The following is a 17891-nucleotide window of genomic DNA, read 5'->3' as shown; positions in this document are numbered from 1 at the left end:
CATATAAAACAATGACTACTGGAGGGTCTATGCAGTCTTTTTTCTCTTCTTTTCGATGGACAGTTTTACTCTTATCATGTCTCTGTCTCACGTTCGCTCTTTCGGCCTGCGATCTCTTTGGCTCGAACGCTACAGCTAAACCCACACCTACACCAACTCAGGCGAGCATCAATATTCCTGGTACAGGCAATCTCAAAACCTATCAGGGCGATGGCTTTACTCTAAAATATCCTGAGGGCTGGAAAGTGACGGAGGACCAAAAATTTGAGGAAGGGAGAGGAAAAGCCATCAGTTTCACTGATCCAACCGGGCTGGTCAACTTCACTGTCGATGTTGCCCCAAATCCTGGTGCACTCCTCTCGGCCAATTCTATCCTGGATCTGGCGGTCAATGCCTTTAAGAGCAATGCGAAGAATTATCAGGCAGTCAACGTCTCGGCAAAAACAACTGTTGGTGGACAGAGCTGGGATCAACGCGGTGCCACTGCGGACGTGACCGTCAAAGGTATTACGGCCAGCAGCAAAGAGATTGCGATTGCGGTCAACTATCCCGCTCAAAGTGCCAATACGAAGGTCTATGGCATCCTGTATGCAACAGCTACCGCAGGCTTTGATCTGGCTAATGCTGCGTACTTCCAACCCATTCTTCAGTCTTTCAAATTCACAAACTAAGCCAGCTTTTGATCAGACTGTGATGGCATGAGTCAAACAAAGGGGCCTTCCACCTCTCGAAAGAGGTAGAAGGCCCCCGCTGCACTCAGCACTAACGTGCTCAGGAAAGCGCGTCATTTGTGTAGTATTGTGAAAGATTATTCACTGGTGAGATCATCTTTTGTGAAATCAAAAATTGTTCCATCGCTTGCCAGGTCGCACTATCGTTATAACCCGGATGCCCATCCCCTTTGTAGATTGGAAGCGTTGCCTTCAAAACTGCCAGTGCCTGCGTGGTGTTCATCCCTGGCACAAAACTTTTGCTTACGTCAACTGCCCCATTTGGATCGCGTATGACCTCCTGCACCCCTTTAAGTGTAGCCTGCACGAAGGCTTTAACAGTGGCCGCATCGCTCTGATACGTTTTCTGTGGCACAACGATACCATTGGAGACCAGGGGCTGATAATCGGAGACTGCAAACGTACGCACGTTAAGTCCGTGAGACTCTAACTGCAAAGGCTCATTATTAGCATACCCCATCACCGCATCCACACGATGAGCTAAGAGCGCCGAAACCTGATTATAGCCAATAGACTGCAAGTTCACATCGGAGGCCGTCAGGTTGGCTTTATACAATAACGCCAGCAGGCCCGTATGAGTGGCACCATAGGGTCCGGGTTCCCCAATGCTATGACCTTTGAGATCGGCCAGGGTCTTGATGGGAGAATCCGCTGGGACAATCAGGCTGACGGGATAGCGCTGGAAGATGTTCGCCACATCCACCACCTGTACCCCTTTATTTTTATCCTGGGCCACCAGCAACTCATCGCCACTGGCAAAGACAAAATCGCTTTTGCCAGCCAGCATTGAACCAATGAGATCTGGCACAATCCCATGATTAAAGGTGACATTTAGACCAGCATCCTGATAATAACCTTTGCTTTTCGCAACATAAAAAGGAGCAAATTGAATATCAGGATTGTAGCCCAGTCCAATCGAAATATTTTTAAGCGGCTTTGTGGTGGTGCCCCCGGTTGTTGATCCAGCACCACAGGCCGTCAGTCCCACTGAAAATAAGAACACACAAGAGCTCAACAAGAGAAAAAATGAACGTTGAGAGAGACGCATCACTGTACAGTACTCCATTTCCAACAATAATGATCCTTCGTACATCTATTGTCTCTGGATGCACGCTTTTTTTTTGAAGCCTCTGAATTATATCGTATCGAACGCTTGCTTAGTAAGTGGACTCGGCAGCTTTAACAAGCAACCAGGTGGCACTATAATACAGAGCTGCCAGCACTGCCAGCACCAGTACCGTGGCAAACATCAATGACATATCATATTGATGCAGAGCAATCTGAACCAGAGCGCCAAGTCCACGATCCGGGCTACAGAAAAACTCTCCTACCAGCGCACCGGTAATCGAAAGCGTCATCCCTGTGCGGACAGCGGCCAGAATTGCCGGTAAAGCCAGCGGAAACTCAATTTTGGAGAGGAGAGACCAGCCAGCAGCCCCCTCTAACCGCGCAGCATCGGTGAGCGCTGGATCAATTGTCTGCACACCTAAAATAGTGTTCATTACCAGAGGAAAAAGAACCACGAGCATACAGACGATGACCACAGGGAGCAAGCCATTGCCAAACCATAAAAAGAGGAAAGGAGCAATGACAATAGCTGGAATAGCCTGCCCTGCCGCAAGATAGGGCAGCAAGGTTCGAGCCAGAAGACGGGATTTGGCTACACCATAGCCAATCGGCAAAGCAATAGCGACGGCAAGTAAGAAACCAAGCAAGCTTTCTTGCAGCGTGACCTGAAGATTGCTCCAGAAGAGGCCCGACTGTACGCCATCAGAGAAACTGGCCAAGACCTCTGCTGGTGTTGGTAGAATCAGGCTATTGATCCGACCAGAAGCCGTTATAAAATACCAGCCCATAATAAAGAGCAAAGCGAGGAGAAAAGGAGGTAGAAAAGAGATGAGATGTTGCAAGTCTTTCCAGCGCTGAGAATCGGCCCTTCGCCGGGGCATCTCCTGCAACGCCTGTGGCTCTGCATACGCCTGGAGTTTGAAGCCTGTGCGCTTCCCACTGGATGTTGAAATACTCATGACTATCCCTCGGTTATTAGCTCTACTGACGATTCCACGCGGCCAACAAAGAGAAACGGGGAAGCGTCAATTCAACTAACCTGGGGGGGATTTTTTTCGCGGGAGATCTTAGGGATACGTTCGACCATAACCTGATACTTTTGTGCGTCAATGCAGTTCACAGACTATAGCAAACGATCCTGTTGCACAGAGATGCAACAGTTCCCTGATAAACCTTCTCCCATCCGGACTGTACCGTCGGCCTCGGAATCACACCGAGTCTGCTCATTCCCATCAACACACAGAGTCGTTGATGATGTGCTCGCGGGCTTAACACTTCTGTCCACAAAAGTGTCTTACCGCCGGTCGGGAATTTCACCCTGCCCCGAAGGTTCTTACTAAAGGTAAGTATGCCATAAATAGGTGCTCTTTTGCAAGAGCTAAACGCATGACATTAGAGATCTCTCACTCTACGTTCATGCGAGAGAAAGAGAACCACTTTCCTGTAAGTTCTCTATGCTCAACACAACAGAGAGGAACCTGTCTCACTTTCGATGTCTTGGCAGTCTTTCTCTACAAGCGATATAATAATGGACGAGGAGGCTTATGAGCACAGAACTACGTATCATTCCAATCACTGGAATCGGAGAAATCCCCCTGGGCACCGACCTGGGTCAACTTATTTTTACAGCACTGCAACAGCAAGGGCTCTCCCTACAAAAGGGCGATATCCTCGTTGTCACACAAAAAATTGTTTCCAAAGCGGAGGGACGCACAGTCAGACTGGACGAGGTCGAGCCTTCAGCATTTGCACGACAGATTGCAGAACAAGGCAATAAAGATCCCCGCCATGTTGAGGTTGTGCTCCGCGAGAGCAAGCGCATCGTCCGTATGAGCCACGGGGTGCTTATCAGTGAGACTCACCATGGTTTTATCTGTGCCAATGCTGGCGTTGATGAATCGAATGTGAATGGAGCCGATCTCTTAACCTTGCTCCCCATTGATTCTGATCAATCAGCCCACCAATTGCGTACGCGCATACAAGAGCTTACTGGCGAAGGCGAAAACTTTGATCTCGCCATTATTATTTCTGATACCTGGGGGCGCGTCTGGCGCAATGGACAGATAAATATGGCCATCGGAGTTGCAGGGATGGAGGCAATGACAGACTATCGCGGCCAGATTGATCCCTATGGGTATGAGCTACACGCCAGTGTTATCGCCGTAGCGGATGAACTGGCCTCTGCTGCCGAGCTCGTGATGGGCAAGATAGCTGCGGTCCCCGTTGCCCTCATTCGTGGCTATCAGTATCAACCTGCCAGTGGAACGGTAAAAACGCTGCTACGAGACAGCGCAACCGATATGTTCCGCTAAGACTATGTGCATGGTTCAAGGGCCATTGTGATCTGGAAGGGTACTTGAACCATTTTTTATGATTCAATGGAACGCATGAGCCTGAATTACTATAGGATAGACAATTGTGACAGGACCAGAAACACGACCGATCACCAGCCCTCTACGCAGCTCAGATCTGGCAACCCTTCTACGGAGCAGACGGAGCGTACGCAAGTATCAGGATCGACCAGTAGAACGGCAACAACTTGAACAGATCCTTGAGGCAGCTCGCTGGGCTCCCTCGCCACATGGGCGACAGCCCTGGCGCTTTGTTGTTCTGACACGTCCGGAGGCTAAAGCTCAGCTAGCGGATCAGATGGGTGAGAGCTGGCAGCATAATCTCCAAATGGATGGCCAGGATGAGCAGATCGTTCACACTCGCCTCACAAAATCACGCCAACGCATCAGTGAAGCACCAGCTATCATTATCCCTTGCCTTTATCTTGAAGATCTGGACCAATATCCCGATGCAAGGCGTCAGAGCGATGAGACAACCATGGCGATTCAGAGTCTTGGAGCTGCCGTACAAAATATGCTGCTGATGGCCTACGATCTGGGATTGGATACTGGCTGGATGTGTGCCCCCCTCTTTTGTCCAGAGGTTGTCTGTGCTACACTCAACCTTGATACCCATTTAATCCCGCATGCCTTGATTACGGTAGGTTATGCCGCCGCTGATCCTCAGCGTCGTCCACGCCTTCCACTTGATACATTAATCGTTCATTTTGACTGAGGTTTATAAAAGATGATTGTAGTACTCGCAGGAGGAGTTGGCGCTGCCCGTTTCCTACAGGGGGTGGTACAGATTGTGCCCCAGGAGCAGATTACCGTGATCGCCAATACCGGCGATGATCGAGAGTTCTATGGGCTGCATGTCTCGCCCGATGTTGATATTGTCCTGTACACATTAGCTGGCCTTGTTGATGAGGCCCAGGGCTGGGGCCTGCGCCACGATACCTATCATGCCATGAAACAACTTACCAGCTATGGCAATGAAGATTGGTTTAACCTTGGGGACCGCGATCTGGCAACCCATATTCACCGCACCAATCTTCTGCGCCAGGGCAAGACGTTAAGTGAGATCACCAATCAGCTAAAAAACAGCCTTGGCCTGCAAATTACGATGTTGCCAATGAGCAATCAGTCGGTAGAGACGCATATTCAAACGCCCACTGGTCTGATTCATTTTGAAGAATATATGGTCAAACGCCGCTTTGCCGATGAAGTATTAGATGTGGTCTTTGTCGGAGCCCAGGAGGCTAAGCCTGCCCCAGGCGTGATTGAGGCTATTCGCAATGCCGAGGCTGTGTTTATTGCTCCCAGCAATCCCATTGTCAGCATCGGCACGATTTTATCAGTCCCTGGCATCCATAATGCTTTGCATGAAACAAGTGCCATGGTTGTTGCCGTCAGCCCCATTGTAGGAGGTGCTCCGATCAAGGGACCTGCGGATAAGATTATGCGGGGCTTGCATCGCGAGGTCTCGGCAGTCGGCGTTGCCCGAGGCTATCGTGATTTTCTAGATGTCATGGTTATTGATCAGCAAGATGCCCATCTGGCTACCGAAATCGAGGATCTTGGCATTCCTACCGTCGTTACTGATACGATTATGAGAGATCTCACTGCCAAAAAGGCTCTAGCACAAGTCGTTATTGAGGCAGCTGGCTTACAATTCTCATAACGGGTGGAACACCTATCCACTCAGGATCTTTAGAGAGTGAGAGCCAGCAGGAAGAGAGATCTGCTCGTTTAGAACAGTAAGGAAACCCATTGAAATATACTGCACTCATACCGGTAAAGTCTCTGGATGAGGCCAAAAGTCGCCTTGCCACCCATCTTACCGCAGTTCAGCGCGCAAGTCTGATGCTGGATATGCTTCGTCATGTTATCTGCACATTACGCACCAGTCAGGTTCTCTCTTCTATCTCTGTCGTCAGTGCAGATACACGCGTCCTGGAACGGGCTCAGGAGTGGGGAGCCTCAACCTGGCTTGAGGAACAGGCTGGCCATAATCCTGCCCTGACAGCAGCGGCTAAGCGTGAGCTGATCAATGGCTCGAATGCTCTACTCACGATCTCAGCCGATCTTCCTCTCCTGACAACTCGAGAAGTGCAAGAGATGGTCGATCTTGCTCACCACTATGAGGTCGTCTTAGCTCCATCACAAGATCAGACTGGCACCAATGCGATCCTCGTACGGCCCCCTCTGGCTCTTCCCTATCTCTTTGGAGTCAATAGCCTGCCCCGCCATCAACGCGAGGCCCAACAACAAAAGCTGAGCCATGTGCTCTACAGCAGTCTGGGCCTCGCTCTGGATATCGATACTATCGATGATATCACTCAACTCGAAACGCTGGAGCAACAGAGCAAAATTGGTTGTCTCTAACACATATTGTGTCCAACTACCACAACGACCATTAAGGGGAAACAACAAAGTAGAGCAGTGGACGTTCCACGGCCATCATTCATGATGGGCCCGGCACCCTCATGCGATAAATCGCTTATAAAATTTGATTTATCGCATAATCTCGTAGGGTCCATCATGAATGGTCGCCACCGTAACCCTCTCCGCTCTCTTCCCCCACTTCATGACCACGAAGGCGTGGCCTCCTTCATAAAGAAGCCACGCCCCCCAAAGCAGAGACAGGTTTAGTGAGGACCTGCAATCTCCGTTCCGCAGGGGCCACCACCTTCGTTGATATCAAGTATGACCTCATCGCCAGCGAATGTGAGAATTGGTCGATACCACTGCGACATGCGCTCCGACGAACGACCAATATAGTGGCAGATAAATGAGCGACGGAAACGATCCTGGGTCCGATTGGGTTGCGAACCATGCACTAAGCTGCCATTAAAGAAAAGCACATCACCTGGTGCCAGATCAACAGGGAGAGCCTGCAATCCCTCGGGAATAGGCACAAAATCGCGCGTAAAAGAGAGTGCAGCATCAGCCTCCTCGGGACAGAAGATATCCATCTTATGGGTTCCAGGTACTACCTCTAAGCCGCCGTTATCCCGATCAGCTGGATCAAGAGCAAACCAGGCAGCAATACAGGTTCCTGGCTCAACGCGTAGATAGAAATTATCCTGATGGAGAGCCTGTCCACGTGCCCCGGCTGGCTTAAAGTAGAACATACTCTGAGCTGCTAGAGGCTCCTCAGCAAATAGGTCCGCCAGAATAGCCTGAATACGCCCATCCAATAGATAGCGCAGAGCAATCTCATTAAAACGATGGGGATGCATAATACGTGGATACAGCTTCAGAATATCGCCATTGGCCTCCTCAGCAGAAGCTGGCTCAAAAAAGCCTGGAACCGATCCTGCTGCCTTGATCTCCATAAATGTCTGAATAAGCTGGTCTACTTCCTCCGTATTTAAAACCCCACGGAGAATAAGATACCCTTGCTCCTCAAATTGATGGAGTTGTTCAGGCGTCAATCGTGCTGCGATAGTCGTCATTGGCTTACCTCATCCTTTCATCTACTCCAGCAAACAACATGCTGTTTCTCTCTCTATAGTAGCGAGAAAAGTGACAAAAAAGAATGGACTCCACGGTTAGAAACATGTACAATCCTGCTATGTACACTACTGAAGAATCGCAATCACCTCCACCAGATATTCTGGTGAGCGGCCATTTCAAAGAGCGACCCGGGTATGCAACCTATCGCACCCACGGCTCAAATAACTGGCTTCTTACCTACACAATTCAAGGAACGGGCCTCTATCGACAGCCCGGGCTTGAACTACACACGCAGCCGGGAGATCTCATTCTCCTTGATCCTCACGCGCTACACGACTATTCTGTCCCAGATGGAGCATACTGGGAATTTCATTGGGTCCATTTTCAGCCAAGGCTCACCTGGTTTAACTGGTGGCATCTCCCAGCAATCGGACAGGGACTCTTTCGCTATCACTTACAAACCAATCAGGAACGCTGTACCCAGGCCTTTGCCAGACTGCACGAGGCAATAAAACCGCAACCAGCGACCGTCAATAGCCAGCACGCGCTCGGGCCATCTCTGATTCAACAAGAGCTTGCCCTGAATGGCCTGGAGGAAATCTTCCTGCTCGCTGCGCACGAACAGGCACAACAACCCCTGCGCCAGTTCGATCCACGTATCCAGACAATCCTCAATCTCATCACCCAGGATCTTAAGGCCCCATACGATCTCCACCTGCTGGCCCGGCAGGTAGCACTCTCCCCCTCGCGTCTCTCCCATCTGTTCAAACAAGAGATTGGGGACTCTGTCATGAACGTGCTTCTCTCTCTCCGCCTCCGCAATGCAGCTCGTTTATTGGAATTTAGTGCACTGAGCATCAACACAATTGCAGAAGAAGTAGGCTTTCACAGCGCCTTCTATTTCAGCCGCCAGTTTCATCGCCACTTTGGGACATCCCCCAGTGACTATCGTGCTCGCCACCTGACAACTGGCAAAGAACAGATGAAACCCCTCAATAAATAGGCTTCATTTTGTAGAGCTTCATTGTATGGAATGTTCAATCTATCTATAAAGCAGTAGATGTTATTTTGAGCAAAATAAACAAAAATAGAGAATAGGGCAGCAATATGATAGGGAAGTCAGGAAATTGGCACATTATTTTGTGCAGACTGCACAATTCAGCATGGTCAACTTTCTTGCAAACTGTCTGTATCTTCCTATTCGCTCACGGCATATCATAAGGGACATACATGAATAAACCCCATGTCTATCAAGCGAGGTTTCTATACCTAATACTAGCAAGAAAAAAACAAATAACCCGGCAATGCATGCCATACTTCCTGCGATGATGCCAGGAGAACATGTAAGAGGAGAAGACACAGATGACCACGCCAGCCGATGTCCTGAAGCTAGCTAAAGAGAATGGTGTCAAAATAGTAGATATTAAATTTTCAGATCTACCTGGCACCTGGCAGCACTTTAGCGTGCCTGTGCATGTTTTGACAGAAGATCTCTTTGAAGATGGTCTGCCGTTTGATGGCTCCAGTGTCCGCGGTTTCCAGCACATCAATGAAAGCGACATGCTGATTATCCCCGATGCCAATACTGCTTTCCTGGACCCTTTCACCGCTGTTCCCACTTTGAGCCTTACGTGTAACATCTTCCATCCACAGGATAAAAGACCATATAGCCGCGATCCTCGCTATATTGCTCAGAAGGCAGAAGAGTATCTCCGCAGCACTGGTATTGCCGATACTGCTTATTTTGGACCTGAAGCCGAATTCTATATTTTTGACAATGTTCGCTATGCCTCTACTGATAATAAACAGTATGCTGAGGTTGATTCCGTTGAAGCCGCCTGGAATACCGAGGGCTTTGAGGGTGGACGCAGCCTGGGCCATCTGATGACTGTTAAAGGTGGCTACTTCCCCGTTGCTCCTAACGATACCTATCAGGATCTGCGCACAGAGATGGTCCTCAATCTTGAGGCTCTGGGCATTAAGGTCGAGGCCCACCACCATGAAGTCGGTGCCGCTGGCCAGTGTGAGATCGACTATCGCTTCGGCACTCTGGTCGATACTGCCGACAAGCTGCTGCTCTTCAAGTATGTGATCAAAAATACCGCTCGCAAATATGGCAAGTCGGTCACGTTCATGCCAAAACCAGTTTATGGTGATAATGGTTCCGGTATGCATACGCACCAGAGCCTCTGGAAGGACGAGAAGCCTCTGTTCTTTGATAAAGATGGCTATGCTCACCTCTCGAAGATGGCCCGCCACTATGTCGCTGGTATCTTGAGCCATGCTCCAGCCTTGCTGGCCATTGCTGCTCCTAGCACCAATAGCTACAAACGTCTGGTTCCTGGGTACGAAGCTCCTGTCAATCTGGTCTTCTCTCAGGGTAACCGTAGCGCTGCCGTCCGTATCCCGGTCTCCGAGAATCCAAAGGCGAAGCGCATCGAGTTCCGCCCTCCCGATCCAACTGCCAACCCTTACCTGCTCTTCGCTGCTCTGCTGATGGCTGGTCTCGATGGCGTTCGCCGCGAGCTGGAGCCCAGTGAGTATGGCTTCGGTCCCGTTGATAAAGACCTCTTTAGCATGACTCCTGAAGAGCTCAGCGAGATCAGCTCGGTCCCTGGCTCATTGGATGAGTCGCTCAAAGCACTTGAGAATGATCATGCCTTCTTGCTCGAGGGCGATGTCTTCACTCCCGATGTGCTTGAGAAATATATTGAGCTCAAACGCGAACAGGCCGCAGCAGTCCGCCTCCGCCCTGCTCCAATCGAGTTTTCGATGTACTACGACGCCTAAGCATTCTCTCTATGATTATGAAATTGGCGTAAGATAAGGCCAGAAGCCTGATCATAGCAAGTGACCGTTAAGTAATTTTTCTTTACTTAACGGTCATTTTCTGTGATTTTTAGTGCTGTACTACGACGCCTAAGTGTTCTCTAGAAGTTGATATGATAGCGTGAAATAAGGCTAGAGGCCATTAAGTGGTTAGATCTGTTTGAGTTATGAAGAGGAACTCAATTTTTACAATACATTTATAATGTAGTATACTATAAGTGAGATTGGCAAGCTCATAGAGCAGTAGCATACAATAACAGTTCTCATATTTTTACCTCTGACACCGGATTCAGAGCTTTTCATGACACGTTCAGTCTCAATGGAAAGGACCGAAGGAGCCTTTCGGCTCCCATAAAATAGGCAAGGAGAGGCTTTGTGAAATTTCTGCTCACTTCGGCTGGCATCAGCAACGACAGTATTTGTACCTCCCTGGTTGATCTATTGGGCAAACCAATCGCCGAGTCCAGCGCTCTGTACATTCCCACCGCGCTGCACGCCAACAGCAATGGTCCAGCCATGATTACCCGACTGATCCGCGGAGAGATCAACAACTCTATGTGCAAGCTGGAGTGGAAGTCCCTGGGCGTGCTGGAGCTCACCGCGTTGCCCAGTCTCGATAAAGAGCAATGGCTCCCTCGGGTCCAGAAGACAGACGCCCTGCTGGTGGAAGGCGGCGATCCCCTCTATCTCTCCTACTGGATGCAGCAATCTGGCCTGGCCGACCTCTTGCCTGAGCTTCTGCGTGAGACGGTCTATGTGGGGCTGAGCGCCGGGAGCATGGTGATGGCCCCCAGCATCGGAGAGGACTTTGTCCGCTGGAAGCCACCCACCGGTGGCGATAGAACGCTGGGACTGGTCGATTTTGCGATGTTTCCGCACCTGGATAACCCTTCGATGCCAGACAATTCCTTAGCCGATGCTGAAAAATGGGCCGCTAACATGCCTGTACCAGCATATTTGATTGACGATCAGACCGCCATACAGGTAGTTGATGGCGTTATCAAAGTTATCTCTGAAGGCCATTGGAAACGCGTTGTGGCTCAATGAGTAGGGCCTCCTTTTGCTTCTCAGCATTTCTCTCTAGCATAAGCTCATTCATCAACCAGATTACCAAGCAACCTGATTGTGATCCCTAACGCAAGTATCACTCCGGCATTGACTCCAAGCTCAATCATGGCATGTTTAAAATCTTCCAACGTAATGGTTGAACTCTCAACTGAAAGGCGTGCACCGATCGAGAGGATGCCGCGTGTGGCAGAAATGATGCCAATAAAAAGAAATGGTCGTAAGGATGTTGCTCGTTGCCTCAAATAGTGGATAACTGTCCCCAACACCTCCATAATAATAAGAACAAGCAGCAGATCAGATACAAATTGAACGATTGCCTGCCCTAATTTATCAGGCTCAAAGTGTGCTTTGCCCAGTAACAGATAGAATGCCCAGAAACTATAGACAAGTGCAAGGAGAGCTCCGATGAAAAAGCAGATGCCGACAATTCCATAGACAATGGTATCACCCATGCCCAGCAGATGAATGGAGAAATTTGTGCTGCGGCTAACTGGCTCACTTACGGAGTTGGTAGGGGTAGAGAGAATGGGCTCTTTCTTTTTGTTCGCTTCGTCATGAGAATCTGCCATCACACATACCCCTTTTTCATGGTTAGATTGTGTCGCCAGTTACCTGTTTCATCCTGATTAAGAAGCCAACTCTTGAAACCAACTCTTATGGAGCAAAAAGGAGAGACCTGCTGTCCAATTGCTTCGGGGAGAAGAAATGTGGCCCTCAAGTAGATGGACAGCAGGCCTTTTAGTGTACAGTACCAATCTTCTCCCTAATCCACGGAAAGGTACTGCACACTGAACAGCGCTTCTTTATCCAGCCAGATTCGTCTGACGGTAAAACCTGCCCCGGCTGCTAACCGGGCAAACTCGTCCAGTGAATATTTGTAAGAGTTTTCTGTCCAGATGCTCTCCGCCCGCTTGAAATGAATGGGCATCTGCTCGATCCGCACCGCTTGCTCCTGCAAACTCACCAGATGCATCTCAATCCGGCCCGCCTCTGGATTATAGAAGGCATAGTGATTAAAGTGCTCTCGCTGAAAATCTGCCCCCAGCTCTTGATTGATGCGCTCCAACAGGTGGAGATTAAACTGTGCGGTCACTCCATCCCGATCGTTGTAGGCGCGATGAAGAAGAGCAAAATCTTTTTTGAGATCAACTCCAATCAGAAGCCCACCATCACCGCGACAGATCCCAGCAATGCGATGCAGAAATGCTTGCGCTTCGCCAGGGTCAAAATTGCCAATGGTTGAGCCTGGATAGTAGACAACCTTCCGCGCAACCTCTCCTCGGGGTTCAGGCAGCTCGAAATCATTTGTGTAGTCCGTACAGACGGGAAACAACTCAAGCTGCGGATAGCGCTCATGAAGGGTCAGAACAGAAGCGTAGAGCTGCTCACGAGAGATGTCAATGGGAACATACCCCGCTGGCTGAGGCAGATGATCCAGCAGCATCCTGGTTTTGGTACTGCTCCCACTGCCATATTCAATCAGCAAACAGCGAGGCCCCAGCAGAGCCGTCATCTCACCGATGTTGTCCTGCATGATCTGTAGTTCTGTTCGGGTGACATAATAGTCATCAAGCGAACAGATCTGTTCAAACAGGGCTGATCCGGTCTCATCATAAAAGTACTTACTGGGGAGGGACTTGGGTTGTTGCCCAAGTCCCTGCATGACGTCCTTGCGAAAGGTGTTTTGTGCAGGCTCACACTCATAGAGCTGCAAGAAATTATCCATACGATGTGGTTGGATATTACACCTCCCGGGCTAAACGAATACCCGTAAATTGCCAGCGCGCATCTGGCGGGAAGAAGTTACGATAGGTGGGGCGAATATGCGCTTCTGACGTGGCACACGATCCACCTCGCAACACAAACTGGTTGCACATAAACTTGCCATTATATTCACCGATGGCTCCCGGCGCTGGATGATAGCCTGGATAGGGCAGATAGGCGCTCTGGGTCCACTCCCAGACATCACCATACATCTGAGCTGGTTGACCCTGTGGAGGGGCTGTAATAAGCGGCGCTGGATGATAGAGCCCATAGTCCACAAAGTTCCCACGCATTGGTACCCCACGGCTCGCAACTTCCCATTCGGCCTCAGTTGCTAAACGGGCCTGAGCCCAACGTGCATAGGCCTCCGCTTCGTAATAACTTACATGACAGACTGGCTCGTCTGGCTTGACCTCACGCAGGCCGCTTAAGGTCATCATCAACCAGCGGCCATCCTGCTTCTCCCAATACAGGGGGGCCTCCCATTCTTGCTCCTGCACCGTACGCCAACCATCAGAAAGCCACAACAGCGGATTCTGATACCCGCCATCCTCAATAAAGCGTTGGTACTCACCATTGGTGATCAGGCGCGAAGCAAGCTCAAATGGATGCAAAAATTCACGATGCCGAGGACTCTCGTTATCATAGGAGAACCCTTCTCCATCAAAACCAATCCAATAGATCCCTTCTGCATAACGCAGCCATTCAAGTGGTGGCAGTTGACCGGGATCTGCTGGTCGCTCGGCAATATAGGCCGGATGAAGCGGATTACAGGAGAGCACATGCTTGATATCGGTAACCATCAATTCTTGATGCTGTTGCTCATGCTGAAGGCCCAATGTAACAACGGGCTTGAGAGCTGCTAACTTCTGCTCACTTGCCTCCTCAAGCATAATGATGACATGGTGGTCTACATATTTGCGATAAGCATAGGTCTCTTCAACCGTTGGACGGGAGATTAAGCCCCGCTTGGGCCGACAATGGCGCTGCCCAATTGAATTGTAGTAGGAATTAAACAGGTAAGCATATTGCGGATGAGGTGAGGTATAATCAGGCATATTCGGGGCCAGCAGAAAGGTCTCAAAAAACCAGGTCGTATGAGCGAGATGCCATTTGGTCGGGCTTACATCTGGCATAGATTGAATAACATAATCCTCCGTCACTAATGGCTCACAGATCGCTTCTGAAAAGTGACGAACCTTTTTGTATGCTTCAATCAAAGACGCTTGTTCGCTCTGTACACTCACTTGCTCTTGAATATCTTTTACCACGGTAGCTCTCCTTGATGCCAGTCCACATTGAATGCTGGCATGATTGGAATCTCTCTACACACGAATTGATAACTCACCGCTCTGATTTGTGACTACCTACAATTCCTTCTTACTGGCAATACGAATAACAGCGTCCTGTTGGTTTCGCTCTCGTACTATCTGCTAGCATGATGGATGCTTTATCCTGTGGGGTCCATTGTACACTCGCGATGGTTTACATGTACATGGCTGAACGCGCTTACAATACTCCCTTTACCAATCTATCCACGCTCACTCCCCAGATACACTCAAGCACTCAGATGCACAGCACCTCCTGCTTGACTCATTCTTTTTTTACGATTTTTTTTTTAGCATTTTTTTCTCCTACAGCACGCTATCTCTCCCAAAATGGAGGAGGTTCGACAACACCTCCTCCTCTGCTCTCTTTCTTAGAAAAGTTTCACTACGGCTTTAGCAAGATGATCAATATCTTCCTGGGTATTATAGAATCCTGTGGAGATACGCAATGCATGGATATTTGCCAAATTTCTTAAATAGATTCCATGCTGCTTCTGCAAGATACTCACTGCCTCCGCATCATCCACATTCGCCAACTTGAATGAAAGCAGCCCATTCGAGCCAGGCTGCGGCGTTAAGACTGTCAGACCGGGGATGTCCTTTAAGACGGCATACGCATAGTCATTCAGATCGGCAATTCTCTCAAACAACCAGTCATACCCAATCTCATCCTCAAGCCATTGTAAAGCCGCTAACTGACCTGCCAGAGCAGACATATGCCGTCCTCCAACCTCAAAACGCTGAGCATCTGCCTTGAGCTCCCACTCTCTCTCCGAAAGATGATTTTTTGAGGGATAACCAGCATACGTCGGTGCAATGCGGTCTAAGAGATCTCTACGAATATACAATGCCCCCGTACCATCAGGTCCACATAACCATTTTTGCATGGGAATCGCATAGAGATCTGCCTCGAGCTCTTTCACATTGATGGCAATATTGCCAGCAGATTGAGCTCCATCAATCAGCACAGGAATACCTCTGGCCTTCCCAAGCCGAGAGGCCGCCCGTACGTCTAGCACTGTCCCGGTTGTCCAGGTTACATGTGAAAGGACGATTAAACGCGTACGTGGCGTCAGAACCTTCTCAATCGCGGCCACTAATGGCCTGTCAGCACGCTCTCCGAGATCGGCCATCCGAATGACAATACCTCGGCGTTCACGTAGTTGGTAGAGAGGACCTAACGCGCCAAGGTGTTCATGATTCGTCGTGATGACCTCATCTCCCGCCTGCCAATCAAGACCATAGGTTGCAATGTTCATTCCCTCACTGGTATTTGCTGTCAAAGCAATTTCATCGGCATCTGCATGGAGCAGATGAGCCACGCGCTCTCGAACCTGCTGACTAATCAGACTTCTTTGCTCATAAGACTGCATACCCAATCTGCCTTCTGCCAGTTCCTCCTGTATACGTGCTTGCATTGCCTGCACAACCTGCTTAGGAATAGGACCAAAGGTTCCTGCATTTAAATAAATACGGGATTCAACTGCGGGAAGGGTTTGACGGATACGCTGCACATGCGAGATAGTGGTCAAGAGTAGTACTCCTTCGTTACGGTGCGCCCTACGGCCTCTCTCACTAAGGGATGGCCTGGGACCTCTAAAAATGTAAAAATACACAACTATTGGGTCACCTGGAACAACTAAAATTACATCTCTAGTATATATCAGCTCTTGTGTATCTACTAACAAGCAGTGTTTCGCCAGACAGGGCGCAAAGCGGGGCAGAAGTGGAGTCTGTGCAGAAGATATAATGAGGAAATAGGAAATTTTTGCTAACTGAAATGGAACATAATCTATGCGTATACGTACGTTTCGCGCAAGCGATCTTCCAGCGCTATGGCCAATCTATCAAGCGGCGACGCAGGAGGATGGACAGCAACTACATTTTCATGCAGAGGCATTCGAGGCCTGGCTACACCAACTTGACGCAGAGAACAATGCCTTTGTGATCACCGATGACGATGACGAGCTCAATACCTGGGGCCAGGGGGAGACATTAGAAGGGATAGAGGGAGAGATTATTGGCTATACTCTCGTAGAGACTCTACAGACTTCCGATGGCTATCATCTTCGTTGTCATGGGGCTGTCAGCCCCATCCACCGGGGCCGCCATGCTGGTCGAGCCTTGCTTATCTGTGCAACCAATCGAGCCAATCTACTTGCCTCTGAATTTGAATGGGAGGCATCCTTGCAAGGAGTTCCCGTCTATTTTGAGGCACTTCTTCCCGTAAAGGATCCACGCTCACCACAACTGGCTGCTAAATGCGAACTCCAGCCAATTCGCGATAAACATGAAGCTGGCTGGCAGCTCTATCGACGTACATTGTGACGGACATTGTTGAGAGAGCTCCAGCCAGCTAGCAGGCTTAAATCTTGTGAAAATCTGTCTTGACGGCATATGTTCCATCAGACAACGATTCAAGCTCATAATCATCGAAAAGAACGGGATCAGTCAAACGAAGACAGAGAAACGCACGCACTGCCAGTTCGCGAATCTCTGTCTCGGCATGTGCATTGGCACGCATCTCAATAAAGTGACGCCAGGCACGTGTATTGCCAGTCACGACCACAGTCGTCTCTGTCTCATTGGGAAGAACCGAACGAGCAGTCTGCTGCACCTTTTTGCGCAGATCAGTCCGCGCGTCAGCGCTCAAAATCTCCACCCCTTCATGCTGCATCTCCAGTAAACGATCAGTTAAGGCTGCATATTCGTGTGCCGCGCGATCGATGCGCTGCAAGAAAAACTGATGCAACTGCTCATCCACGCGATATTCGGGCCGTTCGACAAAACGAAGAGAGCGACCTGAGACGTAGCGCTGGCTCAACTGAGAATACGCAAAGCCCGCACGATGACGAATCAATTCATGGGTAACGCTGCGCGAGATCCCATAGAAGAGGAGGCTGAAATTGGCATGCTCAAAGACTGAGCCATGGCCGGAAGATTTGAGGTTATTGAAATACTTCTCTGCCTTTTCGTTCCATGAACGTTTTGGACCAAAGCTCATATAACAGACCTGACCCGCGATCTTACACAACTGTGCGCCATCAGGAAGTGGGGTTGGATCATTGAGATAATCAGGGAATTGTAGTGCCGGATCAAAGCCGTCGAGAAAGCCTGCCAGACCAGCCATATTCGTCTGAGGGCGAGCAAGAACGACGACTCCAGGTGCCTCAAGATAAGGCGTTCCCTCTGGCGTATGCTGAACGGGAGTGTGAATTGAGGCCAGACCAGTATCTTCACTTCCATTTAACTGCTGGAAGAGCGCCGGAATATCGATAGTAGACAAAAAAATACCTCCTAACTGCTAGTGG

At 49.6% G+C, this 17891-nt stretch carries 17 protein-coding genes and 1 riboswitch; of the genes, 9 read left to right on the top strand and 8 right to left on the bottom strand.

Annotation, left to right across the window (positions count from 1 at the left end; translation table 11 throughout):
* Positions 1 to 29 precede the first annotated feature (29 nt).
* Complete coding sequence (locus tag EL628_RS12680) at positions 30 to 671, top strand: hypothetical protein (RefSeq protein WP_126580306.1); 642 nt, start codon at positions 30 to 32, stop codon at positions 669 to 671.
* Positions 672 to 771: 100 nt separating this feature from the next.
* Here EL628_RS12680 and EL628_RS12675 read toward each other — a convergent pair whose 3' ends face one another.
* Together EL628_RS12675 and EL628_RS12670 are read right to left on the bottom strand one after the other, a co-directional pair.
* Positions 772 to 1779 carry an ABC transporter substrate-binding protein gene (locus EL628_RS12675; RefSeq protein WP_126580305.1) on the bottom strand — a complete coding sequence of 336 codons (1008 nt, stop codon included), beginning with the start codon at positions 1777 to 1779 and terminating at the stop codon, positions 772 to 774.
* A gap of 109 nt (positions 1780 to 1888) precedes the next feature.
* Complete coding sequence (locus EL628_RS12670) at positions 1889 to 2758, bottom strand: ABC transporter permease (RefSeq protein WP_126580304.1); 870 nt, start codon at positions 2756 to 2758, stop codon at positions 1889 to 1891.
* 208 nt (positions 2759 to 2966) lie between these two features.
* Positions 2967 to 3134, bottom strand: a riboswitch (FMN riboswitch).
* A gap of 209 nt (positions 3135 to 3343) precedes the next feature.
* Here EL628_RS12670 and cofE point away from each other — a divergent pair.
* The 4 genes from cofE (at position 3344) to cofC (ending at position 6517) form a co-directional block, all read left to right on the top strand.
* Entirely contained in the window at positions 3344 to 4111 is a 768-nt protein-coding gene (gene cofE, locus EL628_RS12665) for a coenzyme F420-0:L-glutamate ligase (RefSeq protein WP_126580303.1), read from the top strand.
* Between the two features lie 106 nt (positions 4112 to 4217).
* On the top strand, positions 4218 to 4865 hold the full coding sequence (locus EL628_RS12660; RefSeq protein WP_245994079.1) for a nitroreductase family protein: 648 nt from the start codon (positions 4218 to 4220) through the stop codon (positions 4863 to 4865).
* Positions 4866 to 4877: 12 nt separating this feature from the next.
* On the top strand, positions 4878 to 5813 hold the full coding sequence (cofD, locus tag EL628_RS12655; protein ID WP_126580302.1) for a 2-phospho-L-lactate transferase: 936 nt from the start codon (positions 4878 to 4880) through the stop codon (positions 5811 to 5813).
* Between the two features lie 89 nt (positions 5814 to 5902).
* The gene (gene cofC / locus EL628_RS12650; RefSeq protein ID WP_126580301.1) at positions 5903 to 6517 is read left to right on the top strand and encodes a 2-phospho-L-lactate guanylyltransferase; all 615 of its coding nucleotides are present in this window, start codon (positions 5903 to 5905) and stop codon (positions 6515 to 6517) included.
* A gap of 263 nt (positions 6518 to 6780) precedes the next feature.
* On the opposite strand, the gene EL628_RS12645 is transcribed toward cofC, so the two are convergent.
* On the bottom strand, positions 6781 to 7590 hold the full coding sequence (locus EL628_RS12645; RefSeq protein WP_126580300.1) for a phytanoyl-CoA dioxygenase family protein: 810 nt from the start codon (positions 7588 to 7590) through the stop codon (positions 6781 to 6783).
* A gap of 83 nt (positions 7591 to 7673) precedes the next feature.
* Between EL628_RS12645 and EL628_RS12640 the strand changes: the two genes are divergently transcribed.
* The 3 genes from EL628_RS12640 to EL628_RS12630 all read left to right on the top strand — a co-directional run bounded on the left by EL628_RS12640 (position 7674) and on the right by EL628_RS12630 (position 11467).
* The gene (locus EL628_RS12640) at positions 7674 to 8594 is read left to right on the top strand and encodes a helix-turn-helix domain-containing protein (protein WP_126580299.1); all 921 of its coding nucleotides are present in this window, start codon (positions 7674 to 7676) and stop codon (positions 8592 to 8594) included.
* Positions 8595 to 8953: 359 nt separating this feature from the next.
* A complete protein-coding gene (gene glnA / locus EL628_RS12635) occupies positions 8954 to 10381 on the top strand; it encodes a type I glutamate--ammonia ligase (protein ID WP_126580298.1) in 1428 nt (475 codons plus the stop codon).
* 414 nt (positions 10382 to 10795) lie between these two features.
* A complete protein-coding gene (locus EL628_RS12630) occupies positions 10796 to 11467 on the top strand; it encodes a Type 1 glutamine amidotransferase-like domain-containing protein (RefSeq protein ID WP_126580297.1) in 672 nt (223 codons plus the stop codon).
* A gap of 44 nt (positions 11468 to 11511) precedes the next feature.
* On the opposite strand, the gene EL628_RS12625 is transcribed toward EL628_RS12630, so the two are convergent.
* From EL628_RS12625 to EL628_RS12610, 4 genes are all read right to left on the bottom strand, one after another.
* Positions 11512 to 12057, bottom strand: a complete 546-nt coding sequence (locus EL628_RS12625) for a phosphate-starvation-inducible PsiE family protein (RefSeq protein ID WP_126580296.1) — start codon at positions 12055 to 12057, stop codon at positions 11512 to 11514.
* 194 nt (positions 12058 to 12251) lie between these two features.
* Positions 12252 to 13202, bottom strand: a complete 951-nt coding sequence (egtD, locus tag EL628_RS12620; protein WP_245994077.1) for an L-histidine N(alpha)-methyltransferase — start codon at positions 13200 to 13202, stop codon at positions 12252 to 12254.
* Between the two features lie 28 nt (positions 13203 to 13230).
* Positions 13231 to 14523, bottom strand: coding sequence for an ergothioneine biosynthesis protein EgtB (gene egtB, locus EL628_RS12615; protein ID WP_218028906.1), 1293 nt, complete (start codon positions 14521 to 14523; stop codon positions 13231 to 13233).
* Between the two features lie 428 nt (positions 14524 to 14951).
* Positions 14952 to 16112: an aminotransferase class V-fold PLP-dependent enzyme gene (locus tag EL628_RS12610; RefSeq protein WP_126580294.1), complete on the bottom strand. Its 1161-nt coding sequence runs from the start codon at positions 16110 to 16112 to the stop codon at positions 14952 to 14954.
* A 262-nt stretch (positions 16113 to 16374) separates the two neighbouring features.
* Here EL628_RS12610 and EL628_RS12605 point away from each other — a divergent pair, with 262 nt between their 5' ends.
* Positions 16375 to 16908, top strand: a complete 534-nt coding sequence (locus EL628_RS12605; RefSeq protein ID WP_126580293.1) for a GNAT family N-acetyltransferase — start codon at positions 16375 to 16377, stop codon at positions 16906 to 16908.
* Positions 16909 to 16945: 37 nt separating this feature from the next.
* Here EL628_RS12605 and thyX read toward each other — a convergent pair whose 3' ends face one another.
* Positions 16946 to 17866 carry an FAD-dependent thymidylate synthase gene (thyX, locus tag EL628_RS12600; protein WP_126580292.1) on the bottom strand — a complete coding sequence of 307 codons (921 nt, stop codon included), beginning with the start codon at positions 17864 to 17866 and terminating at the stop codon, positions 16946 to 16948.
* Between the last annotated feature and the right edge of the window lie 25 nt (positions 17867 to 17891).

This window comes from Tengunoibacter tsumagoiensis (genome assembly GCF_003967535.1).
GTDB classification, from domain to species: Bacteria; Chloroflexota; Ktedonobacteria; order Ktedonobacterales; family Ktedonobacteraceae; genus Tengunoibacter; species Tengunoibacter tsumagoiensis.
Note: the sequence above shows the minus strand (reverse complement) of the source record. Positions and strands in the feature narration are given on the sequence as shown.

What these genes read in the sequence shown, in the direction of transcription:
- EL628_RS12605 (WP_126580293.1), top strand. Translation starts at nt 16,375, where the DNA reads ATGCGTATACGTACGTTTCGCGCAAGCGATCTTCCAGCGCTATGGCCA.
- EL628_RS12680 (WP_126580306.1), top strand. Translation starts at nt 30, where the DNA reads ATGCAGTCTTTTTTCTCTTCTTTTCGATGGACAGTTTTACTCTTATCA.
- EL628_RS12640 (WP_126580299.1), top strand. Translation starts at nt 7,674, where the DNA reads ATGGACTCCACGGTTAGAAACATGTACAATCCTGCTATGTACACTACT.
- EL628_RS12625 (WP_126580296.1), bottom strand. Translation starts at nt 12,057, where the DNA reads ATGGCAGATTCTCATGACGAAGCGAACAAAAAGAAAGAGCCCATTCTC.
- glnA (WP_126580298.1), top strand. Translation starts at nt 8,954, where the DNA reads ATGACCACGCCAGCCGATGTCCTGAAGCTAGCTAAAGAGAATGGTGTC.
- EL628_RS12670 (WP_126580304.1), bottom strand. Translation starts at nt 2,758, where the DNA reads ATGAGTATTTCAACATCCAGTGGGAAGCGCACAGGCTTCAAACTCCAG.
- cofD (WP_126580302.1), top strand. Translation starts at nt 4,878, where the DNA reads ATGATTGTAGTACTCGCAGGAGGAGTTGGCGCTGCCCGTTTCCTACAG.
- cofE (WP_126580303.1), top strand. Translation starts at nt 3,344, where the DNA reads ATGAGCACAGAACTACGTATCATTCCAATCACTGGAATCGGAGAAATC.
- EL628_RS12675 (WP_126580305.1), bottom strand. Translation starts at nt 1,779, where the DNA reads ATGCGTCTCTCTCAACGTTCATTTTTTCTCTTGTTGAGCTCTTGTGTG.
- EL628_RS12645 (WP_126580300.1), bottom strand. Translation starts at nt 7,590, where the DNA reads ATGACGACTATCGCAGCACGATTGACGCCTGAACAACTCCATCAATTT.